Raw genomic sequence first — 24,907 nt, 5'->3', positions numbered from 1 at the left:
AGGTGGGCGGTGGGGTCTGCGGGGCGAGCCCGCACAAGGGCTGGCTCTGGGCTAGCTCGTCCAGCTGTGCGCCACGTCGACGACGACCCGGTCGTCCAACTGGAGGACGCGGAACGGCAGTCGGGCGCGGACGCCGAGACCGACCTGCGTCTGGCCCTCGAAGGTGCCGCCGAACTTGGCGTCCCGGAAGGTGCTGTACCCGCTGACGTTCACGCCGGGCAGGGGCTTGCCCACCTTGCCCGGGTAGGTCGGCACACCGGCCTCCAGGTCGTAGCTCCACGCACCCACCGCGATATCGAGGATCGCCCCACCAGTCACCGGAATGTACTGGTTCGAGGGGTCCGCATAGAACCGGTCCACGTACTGGACGTGGTAGCCGACCTGACCACCGCCGGGTACGTCGAACACCATGCGGTCGTAGCACTCGTGCCGTCCGGTCCTGACGTCCGTCAGGTGGTCGGCCCCCATGACGTCACCGCCGGTCTTGGCGCCACTGCCCCAGCCCGTCGGGCAGGCCGCCGCCGCGCGCGGGCTCTCCGCCGGAGCCGCGCCCGCGGTGCCCGCAGCCGTCCCCAGCATGGCGCCCGCGAGCACGAGCGCCGTCCCTGCTGCTCTGATTCCTCGCATCATGTCCCCCTTGGTACGTGACTCCGACGAAAGTTGGACGGCCCGCAATACCGGAAGGTTGTACGGCAGACCGGACAAACAGGGAATCTTGTCGATCGGCACAGGGGCACAGGGCGTTGCGGGGTCAGCCCGCGATGTCCCCGCGTCGAGGTCTGTGCTGCGCCTTCTCGGGATGCAACGGGGCGAACAACCGCGTGAACGCGAAGGGGTACTCCACACAGGTCTCCCCCGCGAAGCACTGGCCGGCGTGTCTGCGCATCCGGGTTCCGTAGGTCGGGCGGTCGATCAGGTCCGAGCCGCCGGGGATCAGGAAGCACTCGGAGAAGCGCGCGGACAACCACGAAGAAGCCGTCATGATCGTGCGCGAGGTCCCGTGGACCGGGCACGGGGCGCAGGGCGGCCGACCGCGGTCAGCGGCCGTGCGCCGGGGCGGATGCCGTGACCGGTCGCAGGCGGTCCCCGGCTGCCAGCAGGCCCCCGCCCGACCAGCGCAGCGACCGCAGGTCGGGGACGACGACGTCCGCGTCCGTCGGCAGCGCCCGTTCGCTGACGCCGACGACGGCTCCCGTACCGGCCCGGCGGGCGGCCTCGACGCCGGATGTGCTGTCCTCCAGGACGACGGTGTGCTCGATCGGGATGCCGAGCGCCGCGGCCGCGGAGAGATACCCCTCGGGATGCGGCTTGCCGTCGGTGACGTCGTCGGCTGTGACCAGTACGGACGGCACCGGCAGCCCCGCGGCTTCGAGGCGCGCGACGGCCAGCGCCCGGGTTGCCGAGGTGACCACCGTCCAGCTGCCGTGCGGCAGTGAGGTGAGGAGTTCGGCGGCTCCGGGGATCGCCGTGACCTGGGCGGCGTCCTCGAGTTCGAAGGCGTCGATGGCGGTCAGCGCCTCGGCGCGCAGGTCCGACGGGATCAACAGCCGCACGGTGTCGGCTGATCGGCGGCCGTGGACGGTCGCGGCCACTTCGTCGGGATCGAGGCTGTAGGCCCGGGCCCAACGGCTCCAGGAGGCGAGGACGCTCGCGTCGGAGTCGACCAGGACCCCGTCGGAGTCGAAGAGCAGGCCGCGGGCGGGAAGGGCGAGAGACATGGCCATCCTTGGTGAGTGCGGTTCATGGCGAGACGGACGAACAGGAGGTCGGGTCGGCTCCGACACGACGTCGGTCACGCGGTGCTGCCCGGCGGCGCGGGCGGCGCTGGAACGCACCCCGGCCATGGAGCCGGCACCGGCGACCTGTAGGCCTCATGTTCTCCTTGTGCCCGCTTCGGTGGTGACCGGACGGCTGCGGTAGCGGTGGACGAGCTCCCGGGCCGCCACCTGCATGCGCACCGGCGGCAGTCCCGCCCGGATCTGCAACAGGTCGTCGAGGACCATCTCCCCGATCTTCTCGAAGGCCGAGGGGATGCCGCCGGCCCGGTGCGCGGACAGGACCAGCCCCTCCACCGCACGGGCGGGGTGATCGGCAGGTACCGGCTCCTCGGGCCACACGTCCAGGGCCGCGAGGAAGCGGCCCGCGCTGACGAGTTCGACCAGGGCACCGAAGTCGGCGACCGCGGCCCGGCTGACCAGGACCAGACGAGCGCCGGGGCGCAGCCGACGCAGCCGTGCCCCACTGAGCAGTTGCTCGCTCTCCTCGGTGATGGTGGCCAGGACGAAAAGGACCTGGCTGCCCTCCAGTACCTCGTCGAGCGAGGCCGGGAGCACGCCGGCCTCCGCCAGGTGACTGTCCGGCAGCCACGGGTCGTAGACCCGGACGGTGGCCCGGAACGGCACGAGCAGTTCGTGCAGCGCGCGGCCGAGGTTGCCGAAGCCGATGAGACCGATCTCGGCGCCACGCAGCAGGATGGAGTCGGCGTTGGCCGCGAAGGTGTACCCCTCGGTACCGGCCCGGAAGGCGCGGTCCTCCCGGGTGATGCCCCGGGCCAGATCGAGCGCGAGACCGAGGGAGTACTCGGCCACGGCCTGCGCGTACGCGGGTCCGCATCCCAGTACGCGGACACCCCGGTCCGCGCAGGCCGCGTAGTCGACGTTGGGGAAGAAGTTGCCCTCGACGTTGCACAGGGCACGCAGCCGCACGGCACGCTCGATGCGTCCGGCGGGGAGGTCGGGCTGGCCGACCACGGCGAAGGCCCGGGGGAGCGCCAGATCAAGCTGCCGTTCGGCGTCGGGGTGGTCCTCGAGGTCGAGGACCTCGAACTCCTCGCACAGCCGGGCCATGGTCTTCGGGCTGAAGATCCGCCCGGTCGACTGAGGCGCGGGGTGCAGGACGACGAGTTCCCTGGGAGGTGTCATCAGCCGGCTTTCTGTGGGCGGAGGCAGGGGCCGGGCGCGCGTACGGGAGACGGGCTCCGGTGCCTTTCGTACACCGGTGCGCCGGTACGCCATGGTAGGAGTCCCGGACGGTTGGGCCCGCCCGGATCCGCAGCGCGTCAGGCGTCGGCGTGGCCGAGGTTGCCGCCGAGTCCGCGGGAGGCTTCGGCCTGGGCGAGGAGTTCGCGGGCCTTGGCCGAGACGCCCTCGATGGCGCCGGCGACGGCGACGAAGCGCAGCGGCGGCTGGTCCTGGCCGGCGAGGGTCAGCAGGGCCTGGGCGAGCTTGGCGGGGTCGCCGGGCTGCTGCCCGTTGATGCTCTTCCAGGCCTCGACCGTGGTGGTGGTGCGCTCGGCGTAGTCGTCGATGGTCGGCTTGGGCCAGGTGGTGGAGGCGTCCCGGAGGCGGCGTACGCGGAGGTGACCCGCTTTCCATGCAACCACCGGCCCCCGCCGCGCAGGCCGCCATAAAAGGCACGGCTCTACCGGGGGGCCGGCAGTACCCCTCACCCTCACGTCCGGCCATACCTTCGCGTGGTGCGTGGTCAGCAGCCGCAACCAGTGCTCCCGCGGCGGTAGGACTGCCAGTACCAGGCACAACGGCTGTCCGGCGGACACAATGGCCGAGTGGACGAGACCCTGGGTACGGCGTTGCGCCGCTGGCGCGACCGGCTTTCTCCCCTCGACGTGGGACGGTCTTCGCGGCCCGGACGACGTGCGGTGGGGCTGCGACGCGAGGAACTGGCGGAGCTCGCGGGGCTGTCGGTCGACTATGTGGTGCGGCTGGAGCAGGGGCGGGCCACGAACCCTTCCGCGCAGGTCGTCGCGAGCCTGGCCAGGGCACTGCAGCTGGAGCCCGTGGAGCGCGACCACGCCTACCGGCTGGCCGGCCTCCTCCCGCCCCAGGAGGGGACGATCTCCACCCATGTGCCGCCCGGGGTCCAGCGGATGCTGGCGCGCCTCGGGGAGTTCCCGGTGGGTGTGTTCAGCGCCGACTGGACCCTGCTGTCCTGGACGCCGGCATGGACGGTGCTGCTGGGCGACCCCAGTGGCCTGACACCTGCCGAACGGAACCTGGTGCGGGCGGTCTTCGCCGCGGGGTCCGGCGGGTTCACGGCCTGGCCCGTGCTGCCCCAGGGCGACGCCCTCAACCCGGCCCTCGTCGCCGATCTGCGCGCAGCTCTCGTCGACTACCCGCGTGACCGTCAGCTGAGCGACCTGGTGGCGGAACTGCGCTCCACGAGTGCGGAGTTCGCCCGGCTGTGGGACGAGGGCGGGGTCGGTGCGCATGTCTCGGCCCGCAAGACCGTCGTACACCCCCAGGTGGGTGAGGTGATCTGCGACTGCGACGTGCTCACCGTCCCGGGCTGCGACATCCGCCTCGTCGTCTACACGGTGGCCGCGGGTTCCGCCGACGCGGAGAAGCTGGAGTTCCTGCGGGTCACGGGCGGCGTCCGCGCCGACGGCTCCTCCTCGGGGCCCGGTCTGTTCTCGGCACCGTGAGGATCGGGTCAGTCGTCGTTCCTGACGTGCTCGCTCGGCAGCAGTGTCTGGCGTGCCCAGAGGCTCAGCAGCGCCGTCCCGCCGAACAACAGCGGCACCAGGACACCGCTGGGAGGGGCCAGCACGTATCCGAGGGCCGTGACCGTGCAGACGGTGAGGGGGACGAACGCCGCCGCACCCTCCATCCCCCACCGCAGCGTCGGCCGGGCAGTGCCCAGGACGCTCGCCCCGCCGGGCACCCAGGGGCCGATGGCGACCACCAGCAGGCCCGCCGTGTCGCAGGCGTCGGCCAGCTGACGGGACATCGTGTCGGGGCTGTGGGGGCCGACCGTCCACAGTCGCAGGGTGTCGCCGGCCAGCATGAGGAACAGCCCGACGATCCCCACCCACACGGTGACTCTCTGGTCGCTGTGCACGAGACGGCGCAGGGCGAACAGGAAACTGAGGAACACGAGTTCCGCGGCCCACAGGACACCGACCAGTCCCGCGCCGAGCCGCCAACCGTCACCGGCTCCCTGCAGCAGCACCCATCCCGTCATGAACACGGCCCCGGCAGTGACGATGCCGTCGAGCACGCGCCGCAGCAGCACGTGCCGGCCCTTGCCGGCGTCGGCCGCGACCACCAGACCGGCCATCCCCAGGCCCACCGCCAGCGTCACGCCGGTGATGACCATCGAGCCGAGCAGTGCGGGCTCGTCCCGTTCCGCGCCCGGAGGCTGGGCCGACAGCACGCTGACCGCCCCCCGGTACACGCCCCCGGCCACCGCCGAGCCCCCCATCAGCAGCAGCCGCGTCCGCACCCGTCCGCTCGTACCCCACGCACGGAGCACGACGGAGGCCGCCAGTACCCAGCAGCCGATGGACGGCCCGTGGGCCAACAGCCGCGCGGCCACTCTCCCGGCAATCCCTGGCCCGCTGAGAGTGACCGCTGTTGCCACGAGGCAAACGACTCCCACCGCGCCCCAGGTCCACGCGCCGGCCCGATGGCGGAGACACGCCCGGACCGTGTGCACTGCCGGTGCCCTCCCCAACCCCGACATCGGGTGCGCCTTCCCGCCGGTCCCCGCCCGCGGGACCTTTCCTGCAGCCCTCGGATCCATTCGCAGACCGTAGAAGACCGGCCACCCGCCCCGAACTGAACAACCGCCTCATTCACTCGTTCTACGTAAAGCGCAGGAGCCGGTCCCGGGTGTCCGGGACCGGCTCCGCCTACCGCTCGTCGCCTCGCGTGTCGACTACTGGGCCGTGAAGGTCCACAGCAGGTTGGTGCTGGTGTCGAACGTCCACTGCTTGGCCACGGAACCCGAGGACACGTTGCCGCCCCCGTCGAGGGCCAGGCCGGTGGTGCGGTTGGTGATCGAGTAGCGGCCGGCGCCCCGGTGGGTGATCGTCCACTGCTGGTTGCTGCCGCCGTTCCAGGCCGCCTGCCGGGCGGGGGAACCGTCGGACGTGGCGCCCCAGCCGTCGGCCACCATGCCGTTGGTGCGGTTGACGAGTCGGTAGTAGCCGTTGCCGACGTCCACCGCCTGCCACTGCAGGTTGGAACTGCCGTCCCACGTCCACTGCTTGAGGTTGGATCCGGAGGCGACGTTGCCACCGCTGTCCAGCGCGAGGCCGTTGGTGACGTTGGAGACCCGGAAGTAGGTCGCGGGGTTGAACTGGACCCTCAGTGAGGCGATCTGGTCGTTGTTGCCGGTGACCCTGAGGTCAGGATTGTCGGCGGTGAAGGTCCACGAGGTGCCGGTGAAGTTGTCGCCGGAGTAGCCGACGAGCCGGTAGCCGGGGGCCAGCCAGAGCGAGGAGATGCTGAGCGACCCCAGGCCGGACTGCTGAAGCTGAGCCGCGGTGTAATCGCCGACGGCGAGCACGGCTCCGGTACCGGAGTAGTTGACGTCCGTGAAGGTGACGGCGCCGGTCTGCGGCCGGAGGCTGGGGATCTGGCCGGAGAAGGTGAGCTTGAGGACGTAGGCGTTGGCGGTGTACGGCGCCGCGGAGGGCAGCGTCACCGTCAGCCCGGAGGAGGTCTGTGCGGGCGTCGCCAGGTTGATGTAGTTGCCCGCCGTCGAGTCGAGCAGTTTGACCGACGTCAGCGACGAGAGGTTGATCTGGCCCGAGGCGAGCGTCTTGATCGTCACTGAACTGCCGGGCCAGCCCAGGACGGTGGCGTACAGGACGTTGTTCGCCTTGTTGCGGGTGAAGCGGATGTCCTGTGCCGTCCCGGCCGTCGGGTTGGTGAAGGAGCCGCCGCCCATCTTGGTCGGGCCTTCGCCGTACACGCTCCAGGCGCGGGTCGAGTACACCGACTCGCCGAAGCGCTTCAGGTAGTCGCCCATGCCGAGCAGGATGTCCTTCTGCGCCTGGGGGATGGTGCCGTCGGCCATCGGCGCGATGTTCAGCAGCACGTTGCCGTTCTTGCTGACCCGGTCGAGGAAGGAGTGCAGCATCTGCTTGGCGCTGTAGTAGCCGATGCCCTGCGTGTAGCACCAGCTGGAGTTGGAGATGCTGTCGTCGGTCAGCCAGTACGGCGTCGTGAGATCGCCCGGCCCGCCCCGCTCGTAGTCGAAGACCTCGCCCTTGCCGTTCATGCCGTCCTTGTACGTGGCGACGACCTCGCGGCCCCAGCTGTTGGCCTGGTTGTAGTAGTACGACAGGAAGTTCAGCCGCTGGGTCTCGTCGACGGCGTCCAGCTTGAAGTCCTGCCAGAGGATGTCGGGCTTGGCCCGGTCGATGACCTCCTTCAGCTTGTCGTACCAGAGCTGGTTCTCTGCCGCCGCGCCGAGCTGCCCGTAGAGCTTCTTCAGGCTGGGGTCGGTCTGCGCGGGCGCGAACTCGTAGAAGCCGTTGTAGTTGTACGCGTGGTGCATGGCGACCAGCAGCTTGAGACCCTTGGCGCGGATGGCCGTGGTGAACAGGTTCAGCAGGTCCAGCTTCGGCCCCTTGGCGACCGAGTTCCACTCGTTGACCTGGCTGTCCCACATGGAGAAGCCGTCGTGGTGCTCGGCGACCGGCCCGGCGTACTTCGCGCCGGCGTCGACGAACAGCTGCACCCATTCGTCGGGGTCGAAGTTGCCGCCCGCCGACTTCAGCTTCGGGGCGAACTGGACGGTGTTGCCTGCCAGGTCCTTCGCGCCGTTGATGAAGTTGTGGTACGGCCAGGCGGAGGGCTGGCCGTAGGTCGCGATGTGGTGCTTGTTGGCGTTGCTGCCGCTCGCGTACATGTTGCGCGGGTACCACTCGTTGTCGTACGCGGGAACGCTGAAGACACCCCAGTGGAAGTAGATGCCGAACTTGGCGTCCTGGAACCACTCCGGAGCCGGCGGGTGCTGGTCGACCGAGTTCCAGTCGGGTGTGTACGTGCTGGGCGCCGCCTGCGCGCCACCGGCGCCGAACAGGCCGCCGGCGACCGTCGCCGCGGCCACGAAGGTGGCGCTCGCGAGGAGCTGGCGCCTGTTGATCGAACTCGACATGGGGACATCCCTGATGCGGAGGGGACGAGGGAGAGGGCGTGTTACGGACGAAGGTCACCCATGCGTCCCGGAGATGTCAACGGCTGTGCAGGGATGAAAAGCATCACTTGACCAGGCATTTCGCCGCTTGTGTCATATTTTTTCACACTTGAGCACCCTCAAGACATGGCATGTCTACCCGATTGATTAATGGGATGACTCTGACCTTCACCTCGCACTTTCGGCCGTCGACCAACCCCACAAACAGGGATTTCACGGCAAAACGACCGAAGGACTAGACAGACCCTCGATCATCGGCCTATACATACATCCCATCTCTCCGGAGCGATGACATGCGGTTGTCGCCCATGCGAAACATCTCCCGCTACGGGACCAGCGTGAGGAAGTACCGATGAAGGTCAGAACCACCCTCTGTTCCGCCGCCTCCGTCCTGTCCGCACTGGCTCTGCTCACCGCCTGCGGCGGCTCCGGCAGCAGCAGCGCGTCGAGCGACGGCACCCCGCTGGTCGGTGTCGACTACCCGCGTTCCGACACCGACTTCTGGAACTCGTACATCAAGTACACGCCGGAGTACGCCAAGCAGCTCGGCCTCTCCCTGAAGACCACCAACTCGCAGAACGACGTCGCCAAGCTGACCGCCAACGCGCAGACGTTCATCAGCCAGGGCGTCAAGGGCCTGGCGATGGCCCCGCAGGACACCGCCGCCATCGCGCCGACGCTGGCGCAGCTGGAGGCGAAGAAGATCCCGGTCGTCACCGTCGACACCCGCCCCGACAGCGGCAAGGTCTTCATGGTGGTACGCGCCGACAACCGGGCGTACGGCGAGAAGGCGTGCCAGTACCTGGGCGCCAAGCTCGGCGGCAAGGGCAAGGTCGTCATGCTCCAGGGCGGCCTGGACTCCATCAACGGCCGTGACCGCACAGAGGCGTTCAACGACTGCATGAAGAAGAGCTTCCCCGGCATCAAGGTGTTCGGCGAGGCCACCAACTGGGACGGCGCTGTCGCGGCACAGAAGCTGCAGACCGACCTGACCGCGAACCCGGACATCAAGGGCGTCTACATGCAGTCCAGTTTCGCGCTGGCCGGCACCCTCCAGGTCCTCAAGCAGAAGGGTCTGCTGGTCGACCCGTCGGACAAGAAGCACGTGTTCGTGGTCTCCAACGACGGTATCCCCGAGGAGCTCAAGTCCATCGCCGAGGGAAAGATCGACGCCACCGTCTCGCAGCCGGCCGACCTGTACGCCAAGTACGCCCTGTACTACCTGAAGGCCGCGATCGACGGGAAGACGTTCGAGCCCGGCAAGACGGACCACGACAGCAACATCATCCAGGTCCGTGAAGGCCTCCTGGAGGACCAGCTCTCCGCCCCGCTCGTCACCGCCGATGGCGGCACCTACGGCGGTGTCCCCAGCATCAAGAGCGACGACAAGTCCCTCTGGGGCAACAACCTCGGCTGACGGACCGCCAGGACTCTTGGACCAACGAACACAAGGCGGTTGAGATGAGCGACGGGGAGCGAGCAGTCACCCCCGCGCCCGCCCCGGCGGACGACGGACGGGCCCCGGCGGGCCCGCCCGTCGTCGAGGCGACGGGCATAGTCAAACGATTCGGTCCGACGGTGGCGCTGAACGGCGCCCGGATCACCATCAGGCCCGGCGAGACCCACGCGCTCGTCGGCCGCAACGGCGCCGGCAAGTCGACCCTGGTGTCCGTCCTCACCGGGCTGCAGGCCCCGGACGAGGGCACGGTCACCTTCGGCGGCGCCCCGGCGCCCCGGCTCGCGGACCGTGACGCCTGGCGCAGCCAGGTGGCCTGCGTCTACCAGAAGTCGACGATCATCCCCACGCTGACCGTCGCGGAGAACCTCTTCCTGAACCGGCACGAGCACGGCCGGGGCCGGCTCATCACCTGGCAGGGCGTGCGGCACCGGGCACAGGAACTGCTGTCGACCTGGTCGGTGGACGTGGACCCGCAGACCCCGGCCGGTGAACTGGACGTGGAACAGCGGCAGTTCGTCGAGATCGCCCGCGCACTGTCCTTCGGCGCCCGGTTCATCATCCTCGACGAACCGACCGCCCAGCTGGACGGCGCGGCGATCAACCGGCTCTTCGACCGCATCCGCGACCTGCAACGCCAGGGCGTGACCTTCCTGTTCATCAGTCACCACCTCCAGGAGGTCTACGAGATCTGCGACATGGTGACGGTGTTCCGGGACGCCCGGCACATCCTGACCGCGCCGGTCACCGAACTCCCCCGCACCGAACTCGTCGCCGCCATGACCGGCGAGGCGGCCGGCGACCGGCGCGCGGAGCGGGCGAGCAGCCTGGACACCGCTGCGACGGCGGCGCTGAGCGTCAGCGAACTGAGCGGCGACAGCTACGAGGACGTCACCTTCCGGGTGGGCGCCGGCGAGATCGTCGGGCTCGCGGGAGCCGCCGGCAGCGGTCGTACCGAGGTCGCCGAGACCGTCGTGGGCCTCAGGGCCGCGGACGGCGGCCAGGTCGCGATCGCCGGGCAGCGGCCCCGGCCGGGCAGCGTGCCCGCCGCGCTCGCCGCGGGCGCCGGTTTCGTCCCGCAGGACCGCCACCACCAGGGCTTCGTCCCTGACATGTCGATCGCGGACAACGCCACCCTGTCCGTGCCCCACCGGCTCGGCAGGAACGGGTTCGTCAGCAGCCGCACCCGCGACGAGCTCGCCGAGGGGATGATCGAGAACCTGGCGATCAAGACGCCGGGGCCCGAGCTGCCCGTGTCGGCGCTGTCCGGGGGCAATCAGCAGAAGGTCGTCATGGCCCGCGCCCTGGCCGACGCCCCCCGGCTGCTGGTGCTGATCAACCCGACCGCGGGCGTGGACGTGCGCTCCAAGGAGTTCCTCCTCGGCAAGGTCGAGGAGACCGCGGAGGCCGGGACCGGAGTGCTCATCGCCTCCGACGAACTCGACGACCTGCGGATGTGCGACCGGGTCCTGGTGATGTTCCAGGGCCGAGTGACTTCAGAGATCCCCCGCGGCTGGCACGACCACGACCTCGTGGCCGCGATGGAAGGAGTGGACCTTCATGCCTGAAACCGTTCTCGCCGAGACGCCCGCGTCGAAGGCCGCCGAGCCCGGGGCCCGTCGCACCGCGCTGTTCGGCGGCCGGATACCGGTGGCCAGACTGCGCGACCTCGCGCTCGTCCCTGCGATCGTGGTGATCGCGATCGTCGGACAGATCGTCAACCCGGTCTTTCTGCAGACCGACAACCTGATCAACGTTCTGCAGACGATGTCCGAGATCGCGCTGCTGGTCCTCGCCCAGACGATGATCCTGATCGTCAAGAAGATGGACCTCTCCCTGGAGTCGACCATGGGCCTCGCGCCCGGTGTCGCGGCCTGGCTGACCATCGGCAGCGCGGGACACGGCCTCGGGATCCTCCCCGGCGCCTGGGCGATCCCGGTCACCCTCGCCGTGGGCGTGCTGATCGGCGTGGTCAACTCCCTGCTGATCATCCGGTTCGGCCTCAACGGCTTCATCGTGACCCTCGGCATGCTGATCGTCCTGCGCGGTGTCCTGACCGGCATCTCGGGCGGCCAGACCTTCTTCCAGCTGCCGGAGTCGATGCTCTACCTGGGCACGGCGCAGTGGTTCGGGATGCCGGCGTCCATCTGGCTCTGCCTGGCACTGTTCGCCGTCGCCATCGTGGTCCTCGGCTGGACCAGTTTCGGCCGCTCCCTGTACGCCATCGGCGGCAACGTCGACGCCGCGAAGGCCGCCGGTATCCGTACCGACCGGGTGCTGTGGATCGTCCTGGTGACCGGCAGTGTGCTGGCCGCCCTCGCCGGTCTGCTGCTGTCCGGGCGGCTGGCCTCGGTGGCCTCCGCGCAGGGCAACGGCTACATCTTCACCGTCTTCGCCGCCGCCGTCATCGGCGGGATCAGCCTCAACGGCGGCAAGGGCACCATGTTCGGGGCCTTCAGCGGCATCCTGCTGCTCTTCATGATCCAGAACGTGCTCACCCTGGGCGGCGTCCCCGCACAGTGGATCGGCGCCCTCAACGGCCTGATCATCCTGGTCGCGCTGATGATCTCGCGCATCACGGGCGGCAAGGTCCAGGACTGAACAGGCGGCCGTCGCCTGCTCCACCGGGCCCGCACGGCCGCCGAAACCCCCCACCGCCCCTCCCCCCTCTCGTCGCAGGGCCCACGCCCCTGCCCCCTAGGAGTTGCCATGTCCTCCGCCGAGTCCCCCGTGTCCTCCGCGTCCTCCGTTTCTCCCACGCCGGCAGCCGCCCGCATCATCGCCCTGGACGTTCTCGACGTCCGCTTCCCGACGTCCGAGCATCTGGACGGCTCGGACGCGATGAACCCCGAACCCGACTACTCGGCGGCGTACGTCGTCCTGCGCACCGACGCCGGCGACGGACTGGAGGGCCACGCGCTCGCGTTCACCACGGGCCGCGGCAACGACGTCCAGGCCGCCGCCATCGCGGCCCTCGCACCGCATGTGGTGGGCCTGTCGGTCGCCGAGGTCTGCGCCGACCTCGGCGCGTTCTCCCGCTCCCTGGTCCACGATCCCCAACTGCGCTGGCTGGGCCCGGAGAAGGGCGCCATCCACATGGCGACCGGCGCGGTCGTCAACGCGGCCTGGGACCTCGCGGCCAAGCGTGCCGGAAAGCCCGTCTGGCGTTTCCTCGGCGAGATGTCGCCCGAGGAACTGGTCGCGCAGGTCGACTTCCGCTGGCTCAGCGACGCGCTCACCCCGGACGAGGCGCTGGAGATCCTCAAGCGTGCCGAACCCGGCCGCGAGGAGCGCATCGCCCGCCTCGTGGAGCGCGGTTACCCCGCCTACACCACCACCCCCGGCTGGCTCGGCTACTCGGACGAGAAGCTCGCCCGCCTCGCCCGCGAGGCCGTCGCGGACGGCTTCACCCAGATCAAGCTGAAGGTCGGCGCGTCCCTGGAGGACGACGTACGGCGCATGCGCGCGGCCCGTGAGGCGGTCGGCGACGGTATCCGCATCGCCGTCGACGCCAACCAGAGGTGGGACGTCCAGCCCGCGATCGACTGGATGCGCGAACTGGCCCCCTACGACCCGTACTGGATCGAGGAGCCCACCTCCCCCGACGACATCCTCGGCCACGCCGCCGTCCGCGCGGCCCTCAGCCCCATCAAGGTCGCCACCGGCGAGCACATCGCCAACCGGGTCGTCTTCAAGCAGCTCCTCCAGGCGGGCGCCGTGGACATCGTCCAGATCGACTCCGCCCGGGTCGGCGGCGTCAACGAGAATCTCGCGATCCTGCTGCTCGCGGCGAAGTTCGGCGTGCCGGTCTGCCCGCACGCCGGCGGGGTCGGCCTGTGCGAGATGGTCCAGCACCTGTCGATGTTCGACTACGTCGCCGTCTCCGGCACGCTCGAGGACCGCGTCATCGAGTACGTCGACCACCTGCACGAGCACTTCGTCGACCCGGTGCGCATCGCCGACGGCCACTATCTCGCCCCCGCCCTTCCCGGGCTGAGCGCGCAGATGCACCAGGACTCCCTCAAGGAGTACACGTATCCCGACGGGCCGGTCTGGGCCTCGCGTGTCTGACGCACGAGGACTGGTGGACGCCCACCATCACCTGTGGGACCTCGACCGCCGGCCACAGGCCTGGCTGGACGAACCCGGCCATGAACCCATCCGCCGTACGTTCGGTGCGGACGACCTGCGATCGGCCGCGACCCGGCCGATCGCCGGCCGGGAACTGCGGAGCACGGTGGTCGTCCAGTGCGTGACCTCGGTGTCCGAGACCCAGGAGCTGCTCGCCCTGGCAGGCACCGACCCGCTGATCGGCGCGGTCGTCGGCTGGGTGGACCTGACCGCACCGGCGGTCGCGGACACGCTCGACGAGCTGCTCGCCGGTCCCGGTGGCCCGTACCTCCGCGCCCTGCGACACCTCGTCCAGGGCGAGTCCGACCCGGAATGGCTGCAACGGCCGTCCGTGGAAAGGGGGTTGCGGGCGGCGGGCGAGCACGGACTGGCGTACGACGTGCTGATACGCAGCCACCAGTTCGACCAGGCCGTCCGGCTCGCCGACCGCTTTCCCGATCTGCCGCTCGTGCTCGACCATGCGGGCAAGCCGCCCATCGAACAGGGCGAACTGAGCGGCTGGGAACGGGAGTTGCGGAGGCTGGCCGCGCGTCCACAGGTGCGCTGCAAGGTCTCCGGCCTCGTCACGGAGGCGGACCGGCAGCGGTGGACGACCGCCGACATCCGCCCGGTGTGGGAGGTACTGCTGTCCGCCTTTGGCCCCGAACGGCTGATGTTCGGCTCGGACTGGCCGGTGGCGAACCTCGCGGGCGGCTGGAACCGCTGGGCCGCGACCGTCGAGGAACTGCTCGCCGACTGCTCCCCCGACGAGACATCGGCGATCCTCACCGACACCGCGACCGCCTTCTACCACCTGAACTCCCTTACTCCGAAGCCTCTTTGAAAGAGCCGACGCCTCTTGAGAAAGGAGGGCACCTCGTGCTCCTGACCGACCTGCTGCACCCCGGGATCCTCGAAGCACTGGCTGGCGCCGGCCACGGCGCCCGCGTACTGCTCGCCGACGGCCACTACCCGGCGAGCACCGCGACCGGGGAACGCGCCCGGACCGTCCACCTCAACCTGGCCCCCGGCCTGCTGGACGTCACCACCGTGCTGGACGTCCTCCTGCGGGCCGTACCCGTCGAGTCCGCCCATGTGATGGTGCCGCCCGAGGGCGAACCGGAGCCTCCGGCCATCGCCGAGTACCGCGCCCGCCTGGCGCCCGTGCCGGTCGAGACGCTCGGCCGCTTCGAGTTCTACGACGCCGCCCGCTCCCCCGACCTGGCGCTGGCAATCGTCACCGCCGACACCCGCACCTACGCCAACCTGCTGCTGACCATCGGCGTCCGCGCTGAAGGGACCCTGACCTCACGATGACGCTCGCTGTTCGATACACATCCGCCCGCACACTCGACACGGCACCGGCCGACATCTCGCCTCCCGGCCCCGGTGAGGTGGAACTCGCCCCCGCCTATGTCGGGATCTGCGGCACCGACCTGCACATCTTCCACGGTGACATGGACGCCCGTGTCGCCACGCCTGCCGTGCTGGGACATGAGATGTCCGGCCGGATCGTCCGTGTCGGCCCGGACGTGGAGGGCTGGGCTCCCGGGGACGCGGTCACGGTGATGCCGCTGCGCTGGGACAACACCTGCCCTGCCTGCCAGGCCGGACACCAGCACATCTGCCAGCACCTGGACTTCATCGGCATCGACTCCCCCGGCGCCATGCAACAGCGCTGGACCGTCCCCGCCACCACTCTCATACGGCTGCCCGACACCCTCCCGCTGGACCGGGCCGCCCTCGTCGAGCCGACCGCCGTCGCCGTCCACGACGTCGGCCGCGCCGCAGTAAAGGAGGGCGAGAAGGTCGTCGTGGTCGGCGGCGGACCCGTCGGCATCCTCATCGCCCTGGTCGCACGATCCGCCGGAGCCGACGTCCGCGTGGTGGAACTCAGCGCCCACCGCCGCGCACTCGCCGAACAGGCCGGCCTCACCACCTGGGACCCGGCCACCACCGACGTACCCGAGCTGGTGCGTGAGTGGACCGGGGACGCGGGCACGGACGTCGCCTTCGAGGTGTCCGGCGCGGCAGGCGGCGTGGACACGGCCGTCGACGTCCTCGGCGTACGCGGCCGGCTGTGCCTGGTGGCGATCCATCCCCGGCCCCGGGAGATCAACCTGCACCGCTTCTTCTGGCGCGAACTCACCCTGGTCGGCGCCCGCTTGTACGACCGTACCGACTTCGAGCAGGCCGTCGCCCTGGTCGCCGACGGCACGATTCCCGCAGACCTGCTGATCAGCAAGGTCGTCCCGCTCACCGAGGCACCGGCCGCGTTCGAGGCCCTCGAGTCGGGCGGCGACGTCATGAAGATCCTCGTGGACTGCACCGACGACACCCAGGGAGCCGCCGTATGAGCGCCTTCGACCTCACCGGAAAGCTCGCCGTCGTCACCGGTGCCCGGCGCGGTATCGGCCGGGCCATGGCCCGCGCGCTCGCCGAGGCCGGCGCGGACGTCATCGGCGTCAGCGCCAACCTGGAGGAGTCCGGCAGTGACGTGGAGAAGGACGTCACCGCAGCGGGCCGTAGCTTCGAGGCCATCCGCACCGACTTCGCCGACCCCGAGGCTGTCCGGGCGCTCGGCGAAGACCTCGCCGGACGTGCACGCCCGGTGGACATCCTGGTCAACAACGCAGGCACCATCCGTCGCGCCCCGGCCGCCGAACACACCGACGCCGACTGGGAGTTGGTCCTCCAGGTCAACCTCACCGCCCAGTTCACCCTCACCCGCGCCATCGGCAGGTCGATGGTCACCCGGGGCCAGGGCAAGGTCATCTTCACCGCCTCGCTGCTCAGCTACCAGGGCGGCATCACCGTCCCCGGCTACACCGCCGCCAAACACGGCATCACCGGACTCACCAAAGCCCTCGCCAACGAATGGGCCCCCCACGGCGTCAACGTCAACGCCATCGCCCCCGGCTACATCGCCACCGACAACACCCAAGCCCTCCAGGACGACCCCGCTCGCAGCCGCGCGATCCTCGACCGCATCCCCGCCGGCCGCTGGGGCACCGCCGACGACCTCGCCGGAGCCACCGTCTTCCTCGCCTCCCCTGCCGCCGCCTACATCCATGGCACCACCCTCCCCATCGACGGCGGATGGCTCGGCCGATGAACACCAGCCTCACCGACGTACTGGCAGGCGCGCGCCTGATGCCCGTACTGACCGTGCCCGACCCGGCCACCGCCGCCCCGCTCGCCGAGGCACTCGCGGCGGGCGGCGCCCGATGCGCCGAGGTCACCTTCCGTACGCCGGACGCCGAACAGGTCGTGAAGACCATGGCCGCCCACGGTCACCTGACCGTCGGTGCCGGGACGATCCTCACCGCCGAACAGGCGGAACGTGCCGTGGCTGCCGGTGCCCGCTTCCTCGTCTCCCCCGGCCTCGACGACGAAGTCATCGCCAAATGCCGGGAGTTGGGCGTCCCGGTGGTCCCCGGCATCGCCACCCCCACCGAACTCATGCGCGCCCTGAAAGCCGGCCTCGACACGGTCAAACTGTTCCCCGCCGAAGCGATCGGCGGCACCAGCACCCTCCGAGCCCTGGCGGCACCCTTCCCCCAGATGCGGTTCGTGCCCACCGGCGGGATCAGGGCCGAGGGCCTGGCCGCCTACCTGGCCGAGCCCTCGGTTCTCGCGGTCGGCGGCAGCTGGCTGGCCACCCCCGCCCACCTCGAACACGGCCAGTACACCGAGATCTGCCGCCTGACCGCCGACGCCGTGGCAAGGAGCACGCCATGACAGCCGCCGTGGTCGCCCTCGGCGAGGTCATGCTCCGCCTCGACCCCGGCGAGGGCCGCATCCGCACCGCCCGCACCTTCCAGGTCTGGGAAGGCGGCGGCGAATACAACGTCGTACGCGGTCTGCGCCGCTGCTTCGGACACCGCACCGCCGTTGTCACCGCTCTCGCCGACAACGCCGTGGGCCGGCTCGTCGAGGACCTGGTCCTCCAGGGCGGGGTCGACGCCTCGATGATCTGCTGGATACCGGACGACGGCATCGGCCGCAGCGCCCGCAACGGCCTCAACTTCGTCGAACGCGGCTACGGCATCCGCGGCGCCCTCGGCGTCAGCGACCGCGCGCACACCGCCACCTCCCACCTCCGCAAGGGTGACGTGGACTGGGACACGGTGTTCTCCGCCGGGGCGCGCTGGTTCCACACCGGCGGCATCTTCGCGGGCCTGTCGGACACCACGGTCGACGTGGCCGACGAGGCGATGGCGGCCGCGCGCCGCCACGGCGTCACCGTCTCCTACGACCCCAACTACCGCCCCAGCCTCTGGACCGGCCGAGGCGGGCCCGCCGCCGCCCGCGAAGTCGACCTGCGACTCGCCCGCCACGCCGATGTCGTCGTCGGCGCGCTCGGCCTCGCCGGGAGACACCCAGGGGCCACGCGCATCGCCCCCGACGAAGTGCCCGACGCACTCGCCGGGATCGCGAGCCGACTGCCCACCGCCAAAGTGCTGGCCACCACCCTGCGTGAGGTGCCCTCAGCAGGCGTGAACGACTGGTCGTCGGCGGCCTGGTCCGCCAGGACCGGTCACGTCGCCGGCCCCCGCATGCCCGGCCTGCACGTCCTGGACCGCATCGGATCCGGCGACGCCTTCGCCTCAGGCCTGATCCACGGACTGCTGGCCGAGGACGGGGTGGCGTCCGGCGCGCCCACCCTCTCCTGCCTGGAACGCGCCCTCGCCTACGGCACCGCCCACGGCGCCCTCACCATGACCACCCCCGGCGATGTCTCCATGGCGTCGCTCGCCGAGGTCGAAGCGCTCATGGCGGGCGGCTCGGCAGCGGTCAGCCGCTGACAGCGCCGACCGACAACCCCACGACAGACGCTTCCAAGGAGCGCATCCCGTGCGACACCGAAAGATCACCAACACGCCGGTCGAGCTGACCGAACTGGGCTTCGGCGCCTCCGTCATCGGCAACCTGTACCGGGTGACCCCGGCCGCCGACGCCGCCGCCGCGGTCGACGCGGCCTGGGACGCGGGCATCCGGTACTTCGACACGGCCCCGCACTATGGCCTGGGCCTGTCCGAACGCCGCCTCGGCGCGGCCCTGCGCCAACGCCCCCGGGACGAGTACGTGATCTCCTCCAAGGTCGGCCGCCTCCTCGTCCCCAACGAACACCCCACCGGCGTCGACACCGAAGGCTTCGTCGTCCGCGACGACCTGCGCCGCCAATGGGACTTCAGCCGCGACGGCATCCTGCGCTCCCTCCACGACACCCTCGAACGCACCGGCCTCGACCGCCTCGACATCGTCTACCTCCACGACCCCGACGACCACTGGCAACAAGCCGCCGACGAAGCCATGCCCACCCTCGCCGACCTCCGCGACCAAGGCATCATCGGCGCCATCGGCGCCGGCATGAACCAGACCGCCATGCTCACCCGCTTCCTGCGCGAAACCCCCGCCGATGTCGTCATGCTCGCCGGCCGCTACACCCTGCTCGACCAAAGCGCCCTCGACGACGTCCTCCCCGCCGCAGCCGAACACGGCAAAAGCGTCGTCGCCGTCGGCGTCTTCAACTCCGGCCTCCTCTCCCGCGACCGGCCCACCGACGGCATGAAGTACGACTACCAGGACGCCCCACCCGAACTCGTCACCCGCGCACGAGCCATCGCCGACCTCTGCGAACACCACGGCACCACCCTCCCCGCCGCCGCGGTGGCCTTCCCTTTCAGCCACCCCAGTATCATCAACGTCACCCTCGGCATGCGGAGCCCCGAGCAGGTGGCACGTAACGCGGAACCAGGCCGTCGGCGCATCCCCGAAGGTCTCTGGGACGATCTTCGTACGCGGGGACTGATCAGGTCGGACGTGCCCGCGGCGAGCGGTCATGGAAGGAGTTCGCGTTGTCACTGACGGACAGGGCCATCGAGCAGATCCGTGAGCTGATCCGCACCGGCGCGCTGCCCCCGGGATCGAAGCTCCCGCCGGAACCGGATCTGGCCGCACAGCTCGGGCTGTCGCGCAACCTCGCCCGCGAGGCGGTGAAGGCCCTCGCCGTCGCGCGGATCCTGGAGGTCCGCCGGGGCGACGGCACGTATGTGACCAGCCTGGAGCCGAGGTTGCTCTTCGAGGGCCTCGGCGGAGCGGTGGAGCTGCTCCAGGGGGACTCGGCGGCCCTGCAGGACCTCATGGAGGTGCGCAGGCTTCTCGAACCGATGGCCACCGCGCTGGCCGCGACCCGGATCACCGACGAGCAGCTCGCCGAGGTCAAGGAGCACCTGGACGCCATGCGCGAGGCGCGCGACGACGTCGAGCGGCTCAACGCCCACGACGCGGCCTTCCACCGCGCCGTCGTCTCGGCGACGGGCAACGACACGCTGCTCACGCTCCTGGAGGCGATCTCCGGCCGTACGCTGCGCGCCCGTATCTGGCGCGGTCTGGTCGACACCCAGGCCGCCGGCCGTACTCTCGCCGAACACGAGGCGATCTACCGGGCGCTGAGCACCCGGGACGCCTCCCTCAGCCAGGCCGCCGCGCTGCTGCACGTGAGCAGCACCGAGCAGGGGCTCAGAGACCACCTGGCCTCGGCCGACGCGCTCCCCTACGCGCTGCCGACGACGGACGCCGTCAGGACCTGACCTGACCACGCGGAACACACCCGTGGAATGAACAACCGCTCGGTCCGGTTACCGCCTCCGAAGGAGGCACGAGTGGAGACCACGACGCACACGTACTACGACCACGGGACGGCTTCGGAGCGCTGGGAGAGGGCCGGACTGTTCTTCGACGCCAAGGACTACGCCGGTGCGGCGCGTGTTCTGAGCGGGTTGGTCGAGGAGGTCCCGGAGCAGACCGCGCCCCGGCTGTTGTTGGCCCGCGCCTACTACCACTCGGCCCAACTGCGGCGCGCGGAGGCCGAGTTGCGTGTCCTCGTCGAGCGCGACCCGGTGGAGCAGTACGCCCGGCTGCTGCTCGGCCGCACCCTCCAGCGCCAAGGACGCCACGAGGAGGCCGCGCCGCACCTGAAACTCGCCTCGGCCCTCGCGGGCGACTTCGAGTAGATCCGCGAGACACGGACAACCAGGCACGGACAGCAGACGGCCCGGCTCCCCATCTCAAGGGGGAGCCGGGCCGTTTCTCTCGTACCGGCGCCTACTTCGCGCCGACCCGTTCGCCGTACGTACGGTTGCCCCGCCGGTGGTCGATCTCGCCCAGGATCACGTCGACGGCGATGAAGGCCGCCAGCGGAATGCCCAGCAGCGGGACGAAGTAGCCCACGACGGCCACGCCCGCCAGCAGCGTCACCAGGAGCAGCGGGGGCACCTGCTGCCAGGCGCCGCGCGGAATCGGACGGCCGAAGGCGGAGGCCCGGCCGCGCAGCCACCACATGCGGTAGCCCCACAGGATGAGCAGGACCAGGGAGAGTGCGAGGGCCATCAGCGCGAGCTGGTTGACGAACCCGAACAGGAGCCCGGTGTGGGCGTCGATGCCCCAGCGGGTCAGCTTCGCGAGCACCGGGAAGTCCGCGAACCGCAGGGTGTCGAGGACCTCCCCGGTCGACGGGTCCACGGCGACCGCGTCCTGCTTCTCGGGCCAGCTGCGCTGCGTCTGCTTCACGACGTACGCGGAGGAGTCGTCGGCGGGCGGGACGATCTCGACGGGGTCGCTCAGGCCCTCGGCGCGGGCCGCGGCCAGCACCTTGTCGAGGCCGACACCGTGTTCGGCGGTGATCCCGGTACCGGACGCAGCGCCATGGCCGGAGTGTTCGCCGCCCGCCGCGGCCGAGACCGAAGGGGTCGACTGGCCGAGCTCGGTGCGCAGGACGTCGATGTTGGCACCCGCGTACGTCGACCAGGTCAGACCGGTGGCGGAGAGGAAGATGAAGCCGGCCGAGGCCCAGACGCCGACCGTGCCGTGCAGACCGAGGGTGCGGCGCCGGCCGCTGGTGCCGCGTACCTTGCGCTGGGTGCGGCGGCGGGCGAACCACAGCACCAGGCCGCCGCCCGCTATCACCCACAGCCAGCTTGCGGCGAGTTCGCTGTAGAGGCGGCCGCTCTCGCCGAGGTGCAGATTGCGGTGGAACTCGCTGATCCAGGTGCGCACCGGGAGCGCGCCCGAGGACCCGTACTGTTCGAGCGCGCCCTCCACCTTCGCGGTGTACGGGTCGACGAACACGGCGAGCGTGTGTCCCTCACCGACACCGGGTACGCCGGACAGCATGACCCTCGTCGTGGCGTCGTCCTCGGGCGAGGGGCGTACGGCCGCGACGGTGCCCTCGGGGTGGGCCTTGCGGGCGGCGGCGACCTGCTCGGAGATCGGCAGCTTGGTGTCTCCTACGGATGACACGGTGAGCTCGTCGGCGTAGATGATCTTCTCGGCCTGGAACGAGGCCGCGTACAGAAAGCCGGTCAGCGCCGCGACCAGCAGGAACGGGGCGACGAGGATGCCCGCGTAGAAGTGCAGCCGCAGGACGAGCGGGCGGAGCGTGGCGCCCGCGGACGGCTTCGCCGGGGCGGAGGGCTTCGACGCGTCCGGTGAATCCGGTGACTCCGGGGATTCGTCCGTCGTGGCGGTGGGAGCGGTGGACATCGGCGGCTTCTCCGGTGGGCAGGGGACGGTGAGCGGGGAAGCCGGCGGTGGGGGCGACCGGCTGCGGGTGAGTGCGGCTGTTGAGCGGTCCGGCTTGGCTGTGGGGACGGTTCAGTAGTCGGACCGCGGGCCGGTCGAGTTCCCGGCCTTCCTAGTGGCGTACGTCACACATGGGGACGGCGGTTGTCGGCGGTGCGTGGCATCCTGGCGCCATGGCAACTCCCCTTGATCCGAACGCCCTTGCCGACCATGTCGAGCGACTCCTCGCCGTCGGCGGTCCGTTGCCGATCGTCGCCGCCGGTGATCCGGTGCTGCGCCGCGCCGCCGTGCCCTTCGAGGGGCAGCTCGGCCCGGAGCTGCTGGCCCGCTTCGTCGAGGCGCTGCGCGAGACGATGCACGCGGCCCCGGGCGTCGGTCTGGCGGCCCCGCAGGTCGGGGTGGGACTGCGGATCGCGGTCATCGAGGACCCGGCGCCGGTTCCGGAGGAGGTACGGGTGGCGCGCGGGCGCGTGCCACTGCCGTTCCGGGTGCTGGTGAATCCGTCGTACGAAGCGGGCGGCGCCGGGCGTGCCGCCTTCTTCGAGGGCTGTCTGAGCGTGCCGGGCTGGCAGGCGGTGGTGTCCCGGCCCGCGACGGTACGGCTCACGGGCCAGGACGAGTACGGGCGGGCGCTGGACGAGGAGTTCACGGGGTGGCCGGCCCGGATCGTCCAGCACGAGACCGACCATCTGGACGGCACCCTCTATCTCGACCGCGCCGAGCTGCGCTCGCTGTCCTCCGGCGCGGCCATGGCGGAGCGGTGGGCCCAGCCCACGCCGGCCGAGGCGGCCAGGGAGCTGGGTTTCCCCCTCTGACCGCCCCGGCCAACCGGGCCTGCCCGGCCCCTACTTACCGTCCCGGTAGGCCTCGAGGAGCCGCAGCCAGACCTCGCTGATCGTCGGATACGAGGGCACCGCGTGCCACAGCCGCCCGAGCGGCACCTCCCCGGCGACGGCGATCGTCGCCGAGTGGATCAGTTCGCCCACGCCGGGGCCCACGAAGGTCACGCCGAGCAGGGTCTCGAGGTCCAGGTCGACGACCATCCGGGCGCGACCCCGGTAGCCGTCGGCGTACAGACCGGCGCCCGCCACCGAGGAGAACTCCACGTCGACGGCGCGCACCCGGCGGCCGGCCTGTTCGGCCTCGGCGAGGGAGAGGCCGACGGCCGCCGCCTCCGGGTCGGTGAAGACGACCTGCGGGACGGCGCCGTGGTCGGCCGTGGCCGAGTGGGCGCCCCAGGGATCGGTCTCCAGCAGCGGTACGCCGGCCGCGCGGGCGGCGATGGCGGCGCCCGCGATCCGGGCCTGGTACTTGCCCTGGTGGGTGAGGAGGGCCCGGTGGTTGGCGTCGCCGACCGCGTAGAGCCAGTCGCTGCCGGTGACCCGGAGGCTGTCGTCGACGGGCAGCCAGGAGCCCGGTTCCAGGCCGACCGTGTCGAGGCCGATGTCGTCGGTACGCGGGGCGCGTCCGGTGGCGAAGAGGATCTCGTCGGCCTCGATGCGGTCGCCGGTGTCCGTGACCGCCACGACGGTGCCGTTCTCCCTGGTCACCGACTGGACTGACGTACCTGTACGGACGTCGGTGCCGGCCTCGGCCAGTGCCTCGGCGACCAGTTCGCCCGCGAAGGGCTCCATGCGGGGCAGCAGGCCCTTGCCGCGGACCAGCAGGGTGACCCGGGAGCCGAGTGCCTGCCAGGCGGTGGCCATCTCGACGGCGACGACACCGCCGCCGACCACGATCAGGCTGCCGGGCACCGACTTGGCGCTGGTCGCCTCCCGGCTCGTCCAGGGGCGGACCTCGGCGAGCCCCGGCAGGTCGGGCAGCTGGGCGCTGGTGCCCGTGCACACGGCGACGGCGTGCCGGGCGGTCAGCGTGCGGGTCGAGCCGTCCTGGCCCGTCACCGTCACCGTGCGGGGTCCGGTCAGGCGTCCCTGGCCCCGGTAGAAGTCGGCGCCGATACTCTCCAGCCAGCCGAGTTGGCCGTCGTCCTGCCAGTTCGAGGTCTCGTAGTCGCGGTGGGCGAGGACCGCTTCGGCGTCCAGGGGGCCCTGGACGAGGTGGCGCAGGCCCGGCACCCGGCGGGCGTCGGCGCGGGCGATGACCGGGCGCAGCAGGGCCTTGCTGGGCATGCAGGCCCAGTAGGAACACTCCCCGCCGACCAGTTCGCTCTCCACGATCGCGGTGGAGAGGCCGGCCGCGCGGGTGCGGTCGGCCACGTTCTCCCCCACGGGTCCGGCACCGAGCACCACGACGTCGTACACGTTGGTTTCCGTTTCCGTCATGGGGCCAGTCTGGTAGGTGGTGTGGCCCGTGGCGACATGGGTACGTGGCCGGAATAGGCGGTGACCGGGTCGTGTTGTGCGAGCGCCACCGGTAAGGACCCGACAGCAGGAAGAGGAACCAGGTCATGAGCAGCACCGTGGAGCTCACCAAGGAGAACTTCGACCAGACGGTCACGGAGAACGAGTTCGTGCTGATCGACTTCTGGGCGTCCTGGTGCGGGCCGTGCCGTCAGTTCGCCCCGGTGTACGAGAAGGCCGCCGAGGACAACCCCGATCTGGTGTTCGGCAAGATCGACACGGAGGCGCAGCCGGAGCTGGCGCAGGCCTTCGGGATCCAGTCGATCCCGACACTGATGATCGTCCGGGACCAGGTCGCCGTGTTCGCGCAGCCGGGCGCCCTGCCCGAGGCCGCCCTCACGGACGTCATCGGGCAGGCCCGCAAGCTGGACATGGACGAGGTCCGCAAGTCGGTCGCCGCCCAGCAGGCCCAGCAGGGCGAGTAGGAATCGACCCCTGAAGGGAGGCG

25 protein-coding genes are annotated in these 24,907 nt (G+C 70.7%); 16 read left to right on the top strand and 9 right to left on the bottom strand.

Annotation, left to right across the window (positions count from 1 at the left end; translation table 11 throughout):
* Positions 1–51: 51 nt before the first annotated feature.
* From PV396_RS08640 to PV396_RS08620, 5 genes are all read right to left on the bottom strand, one after another.
* Positions 52–627 carry a hypothetical protein gene (locus PV396_RS08640; protein WP_319202327.1) on the bottom strand — a complete coding sequence of 192 codons (576 nt, stop codon included), beginning with the start codon at positions 625–627 and terminating at the stop codon, positions 52–54.
* Positions 628–751: 124 nt separating this feature from the next.
* The gene (locus PV396_RS08635) at positions 752–982 is read right to left on the bottom strand and encodes a hypothetical protein (RefSeq protein ID WP_319202069.1); all 231 of its coding nucleotides are present in this window, start codon (positions 980–982) and stop codon (positions 752–754) included.
* 55 nt (positions 983–1,037) lie between these two features.
* A complete protein-coding gene (locus tag PV396_RS08630) occupies positions 1,038–1,718 on the bottom strand; it encodes an HAD-IA family hydrolase (protein ID WP_319202067.1) in 681 nt (226 codons plus the stop codon).
* A gap of 153 nt (positions 1,719–1,871) precedes the next feature.
* Positions 1,872–2,921, bottom strand: a complete 1,050-nt coding sequence (locus PV396_RS08625; RefSeq protein WP_319202065.1) for an NAD(P)-dependent oxidoreductase — start codon at positions 2,919–2,921, stop codon at positions 1,872–1,874.
* Between the two features lie 137 nt (positions 2,922–3,058).
* Complete coding sequence (locus PV396_RS08620; protein ID WP_319202063.1) at positions 3,059–3,382, bottom strand: short-chain dehydrogenase/reductase SDR; 324 nt, start codon at positions 3,380–3,382, stop codon at positions 3,059–3,061.
* A gap of 183 nt (positions 3,383–3,565) precedes the next feature.
* On the opposite strand from PV396_RS08620, the gene PV396_RS08615 reads away from it, so the two are divergent.
* Complete coding sequence (locus PV396_RS08615) at positions 3,566–4,441, top strand: helix-turn-helix transcriptional regulator (protein WP_319202061.1); 876 nt, start codon at positions 3,566–3,568, stop codon at positions 4,439–4,441.
* 8 nt (positions 4,442–4,449) lie between these two features.
* On the opposite strand, the gene PV396_RS08610 is transcribed toward PV396_RS08615, so the two are convergent.
* Both PV396_RS08610 and PV396_RS08605 read right to left on the bottom strand, forming a co-directional pair.
* Positions 4,450–5,334 carry a hypothetical protein gene (locus PV396_RS08610; protein ID WP_319202059.1) on the bottom strand — a complete coding sequence of 295 codons (885 nt, stop codon included), beginning with the start codon at positions 5,332–5,334 and terminating at the stop codon, positions 4,450–4,452.
* A 342-nt stretch (positions 5,335–5,676) separates the two neighbouring features.
* Positions 5,677–7,908: an alpha-L-fucosidase gene (locus tag PV396_RS08605; RefSeq protein ID WP_319202057.1), complete on the bottom strand. Its 2,232-nt coding sequence runs from the start codon at positions 7,906–7,908 to the stop codon at positions 5,677–5,679.
* A 391-nt stretch (positions 7,909–8,299) separates the two neighbouring features.
* On the opposite strand from PV396_RS08605, the gene PV396_RS08600 reads away from it, so the two are divergent.
* The 13 genes from PV396_RS08600 (at position 8,300) to PV396_RS08540 (ending at position 20,532) form a co-directional block, all read left to right on the top strand.
* Positions 8,300–9,364 (top strand): sugar ABC transporter substrate-binding protein, encoded by a 1,065-nt coding sequence (locus tag PV396_RS08600; protein WP_319202055.1) that lies wholly within the window; start codon positions 8,300–8,302, stop codon positions 9,362–9,364.
* Positions 9,365–9,408: 44 nt separating this feature from the next.
* Positions 9,409–10,971, top strand: a complete 1,563-nt coding sequence (locus tag PV396_RS08595) for a sugar ABC transporter ATP-binding protein (RefSeq protein ID WP_319202053.1) — start codon at positions 9,409–9,411, stop codon at positions 10,969–10,971.
* On the top strand, positions 10,964–12,004 hold the full coding sequence (locus tag PV396_RS08590; RefSeq protein WP_319202050.1) for an ABC transporter permease: 1,041 nt from the start codon (positions 10,964–10,966) through the stop codon (positions 12,002–12,004). The genes PV396_RS08595 and PV396_RS08590 overlap by 8 nt, the downstream gene beginning before the upstream one ends.
* Positions 12,005–12,112: 108 nt before the next feature.
* A complete protein-coding gene (locus tag PV396_RS08585; RefSeq protein ID WP_319202048.1) occupies positions 12,113–13,474 on the top strand; it encodes an L-fuconate dehydratase in 1,362 nt (453 codons plus the stop codon).
* Positions 13,467–14,357, top strand: a complete 891-nt coding sequence (locus PV396_RS08580; RefSeq protein ID WP_319202046.1) for an amidohydrolase family protein — start codon at positions 13,467–13,469, stop codon at positions 14,355–14,357. Before PV396_RS08585 ends, PV396_RS08580 begins: the two co-directional genes overlap by 8 nt.
* A gap of 35 nt (positions 14,358–14,392) precedes the next feature.
* Complete coding sequence (locus PV396_RS08575) at positions 14,393–14,830, top strand: RbsD/FucU domain-containing protein (RefSeq protein ID WP_319202044.1); 438 nt, start codon at positions 14,393–14,395, stop codon at positions 14,828–14,830.
* Entirely contained in the window at positions 14,827–15,870 is a 1,044-nt protein-coding gene (locus PV396_RS08570; protein WP_319202041.1) for a zinc-dependent alcohol dehydrogenase, read from the top strand. The genes PV396_RS08575 and PV396_RS08570 overlap by 4 nt, the downstream gene beginning before the upstream one ends.
* Entirely contained in the window at positions 15,867–16,628 is a 762-nt protein-coding gene (locus PV396_RS08565) for an SDR family oxidoreductase (RefSeq protein WP_319202039.1), read from the top strand. Before PV396_RS08570 ends, PV396_RS08565 begins: the two co-directional genes overlap by 4 nt.
* Positions 16,625–17,254, top strand: a complete 630-nt coding sequence (locus PV396_RS08560) for a bifunctional 4-hydroxy-2-oxoglutarate aldolase/2-dehydro-3-deoxy-phosphogluconate aldolase (RefSeq protein WP_319202037.1) — start codon at positions 16,625–16,627, stop codon at positions 17,252–17,254. Before PV396_RS08565 ends, PV396_RS08560 begins: the two co-directional genes overlap by 4 nt.
* Positions 17,251–18,321, top strand: coding sequence for a sugar kinase (locus PV396_RS08555; protein WP_319202035.1), 1,071 nt, complete (start codon positions 17,251–17,253; stop codon positions 18,319–18,321). The genes PV396_RS08560 and PV396_RS08555 overlap by 4 nt, the downstream gene beginning before the upstream one ends.
* Positions 18,322–18,370: 49 nt before the next feature.
* Entirely contained in the window at positions 18,371–19,384 is a 1,014-nt protein-coding gene (locus tag PV396_RS08550; protein WP_319202033.1) for an aldo/keto reductase, read from the top strand.
* Complete coding sequence (locus tag PV396_RS08545) at positions 19,375–20,109, top strand: FadR/GntR family transcriptional regulator (RefSeq protein WP_319202031.1); 735 nt, start codon at positions 19,375–19,377, stop codon at positions 20,107–20,109. Before PV396_RS08550 ends, PV396_RS08545 begins: the two co-directional genes overlap by 10 nt.
* 72 nt (positions 20,110–20,181) lie before the next feature.
* Positions 20,182–20,532 (top strand): tetratricopeptide repeat protein, encoded by a 351-nt coding sequence (locus tag PV396_RS08540; protein ID WP_319202030.1) that lies wholly within the window; start codon positions 20,182–20,184, stop codon positions 20,530–20,532.
* 91 nt (positions 20,533–20,623) lie between these two features.
* On the opposite strand, the gene PV396_RS08535 is transcribed toward PV396_RS08540, so the two are convergent.
* Positions 20,624–22,060 (bottom strand): PepSY domain-containing protein, encoded by a 1,437-nt coding sequence (locus tag PV396_RS08535; protein ID WP_319202028.1) that lies wholly within the window; start codon positions 22,058–22,060, stop codon positions 20,624–20,626.
* A 212-nt stretch (positions 22,061–22,272) separates the two neighbouring features.
* On the opposite strand from PV396_RS08535, the gene PV396_RS08530 reads away from it, so the two are divergent.
* Entirely contained in the window at positions 22,273–22,914 is a 642-nt protein-coding gene (locus tag PV396_RS08530; RefSeq protein WP_319202026.1) for a peptide deformylase, read from the top strand.
* A gap of 30 nt (positions 22,915–22,944) precedes the next feature.
* Here PV396_RS08530 and PV396_RS08525 read toward each other — a convergent pair whose 3' ends face one another.
* The gene (locus PV396_RS08525) at positions 22,945–24,381 is read right to left on the bottom strand and encodes an NAD(P)/FAD-dependent oxidoreductase (RefSeq protein WP_319202025.1); all 1,437 of its coding nucleotides are present in this window, start codon (positions 24,379–24,381) and stop codon (positions 22,945–22,947) included.
* A gap of 125 nt (positions 24,382–24,506) precedes the next feature.
* Between PV396_RS08525 and trxA the strand changes: the two genes are divergently transcribed.
* Positions 24,507–24,884 (top strand): thioredoxin, encoded by a 378-nt coding sequence (trxA, locus tag PV396_RS08520; protein WP_319202023.1) that lies wholly within the window; start codon positions 24,507–24,509, stop codon positions 24,882–24,884.
* The last annotated feature ends 23 nt before the right edge of the window (positions 24,885–24,907 follow it).

Source organism: Streptomyces sp. ME02-8801-2C (genome assembly GCF_033793965.1).
Taxonomy (GTDB): domain Bacteria; phylum Actinomycetota; class Actinomycetes; order Streptomycetales; family Streptomycetaceae; genus Streptomyces.
Note: the sequence above shows the minus strand (reverse complement) of the source record. Positions and strands in the feature narration are given on the sequence as shown.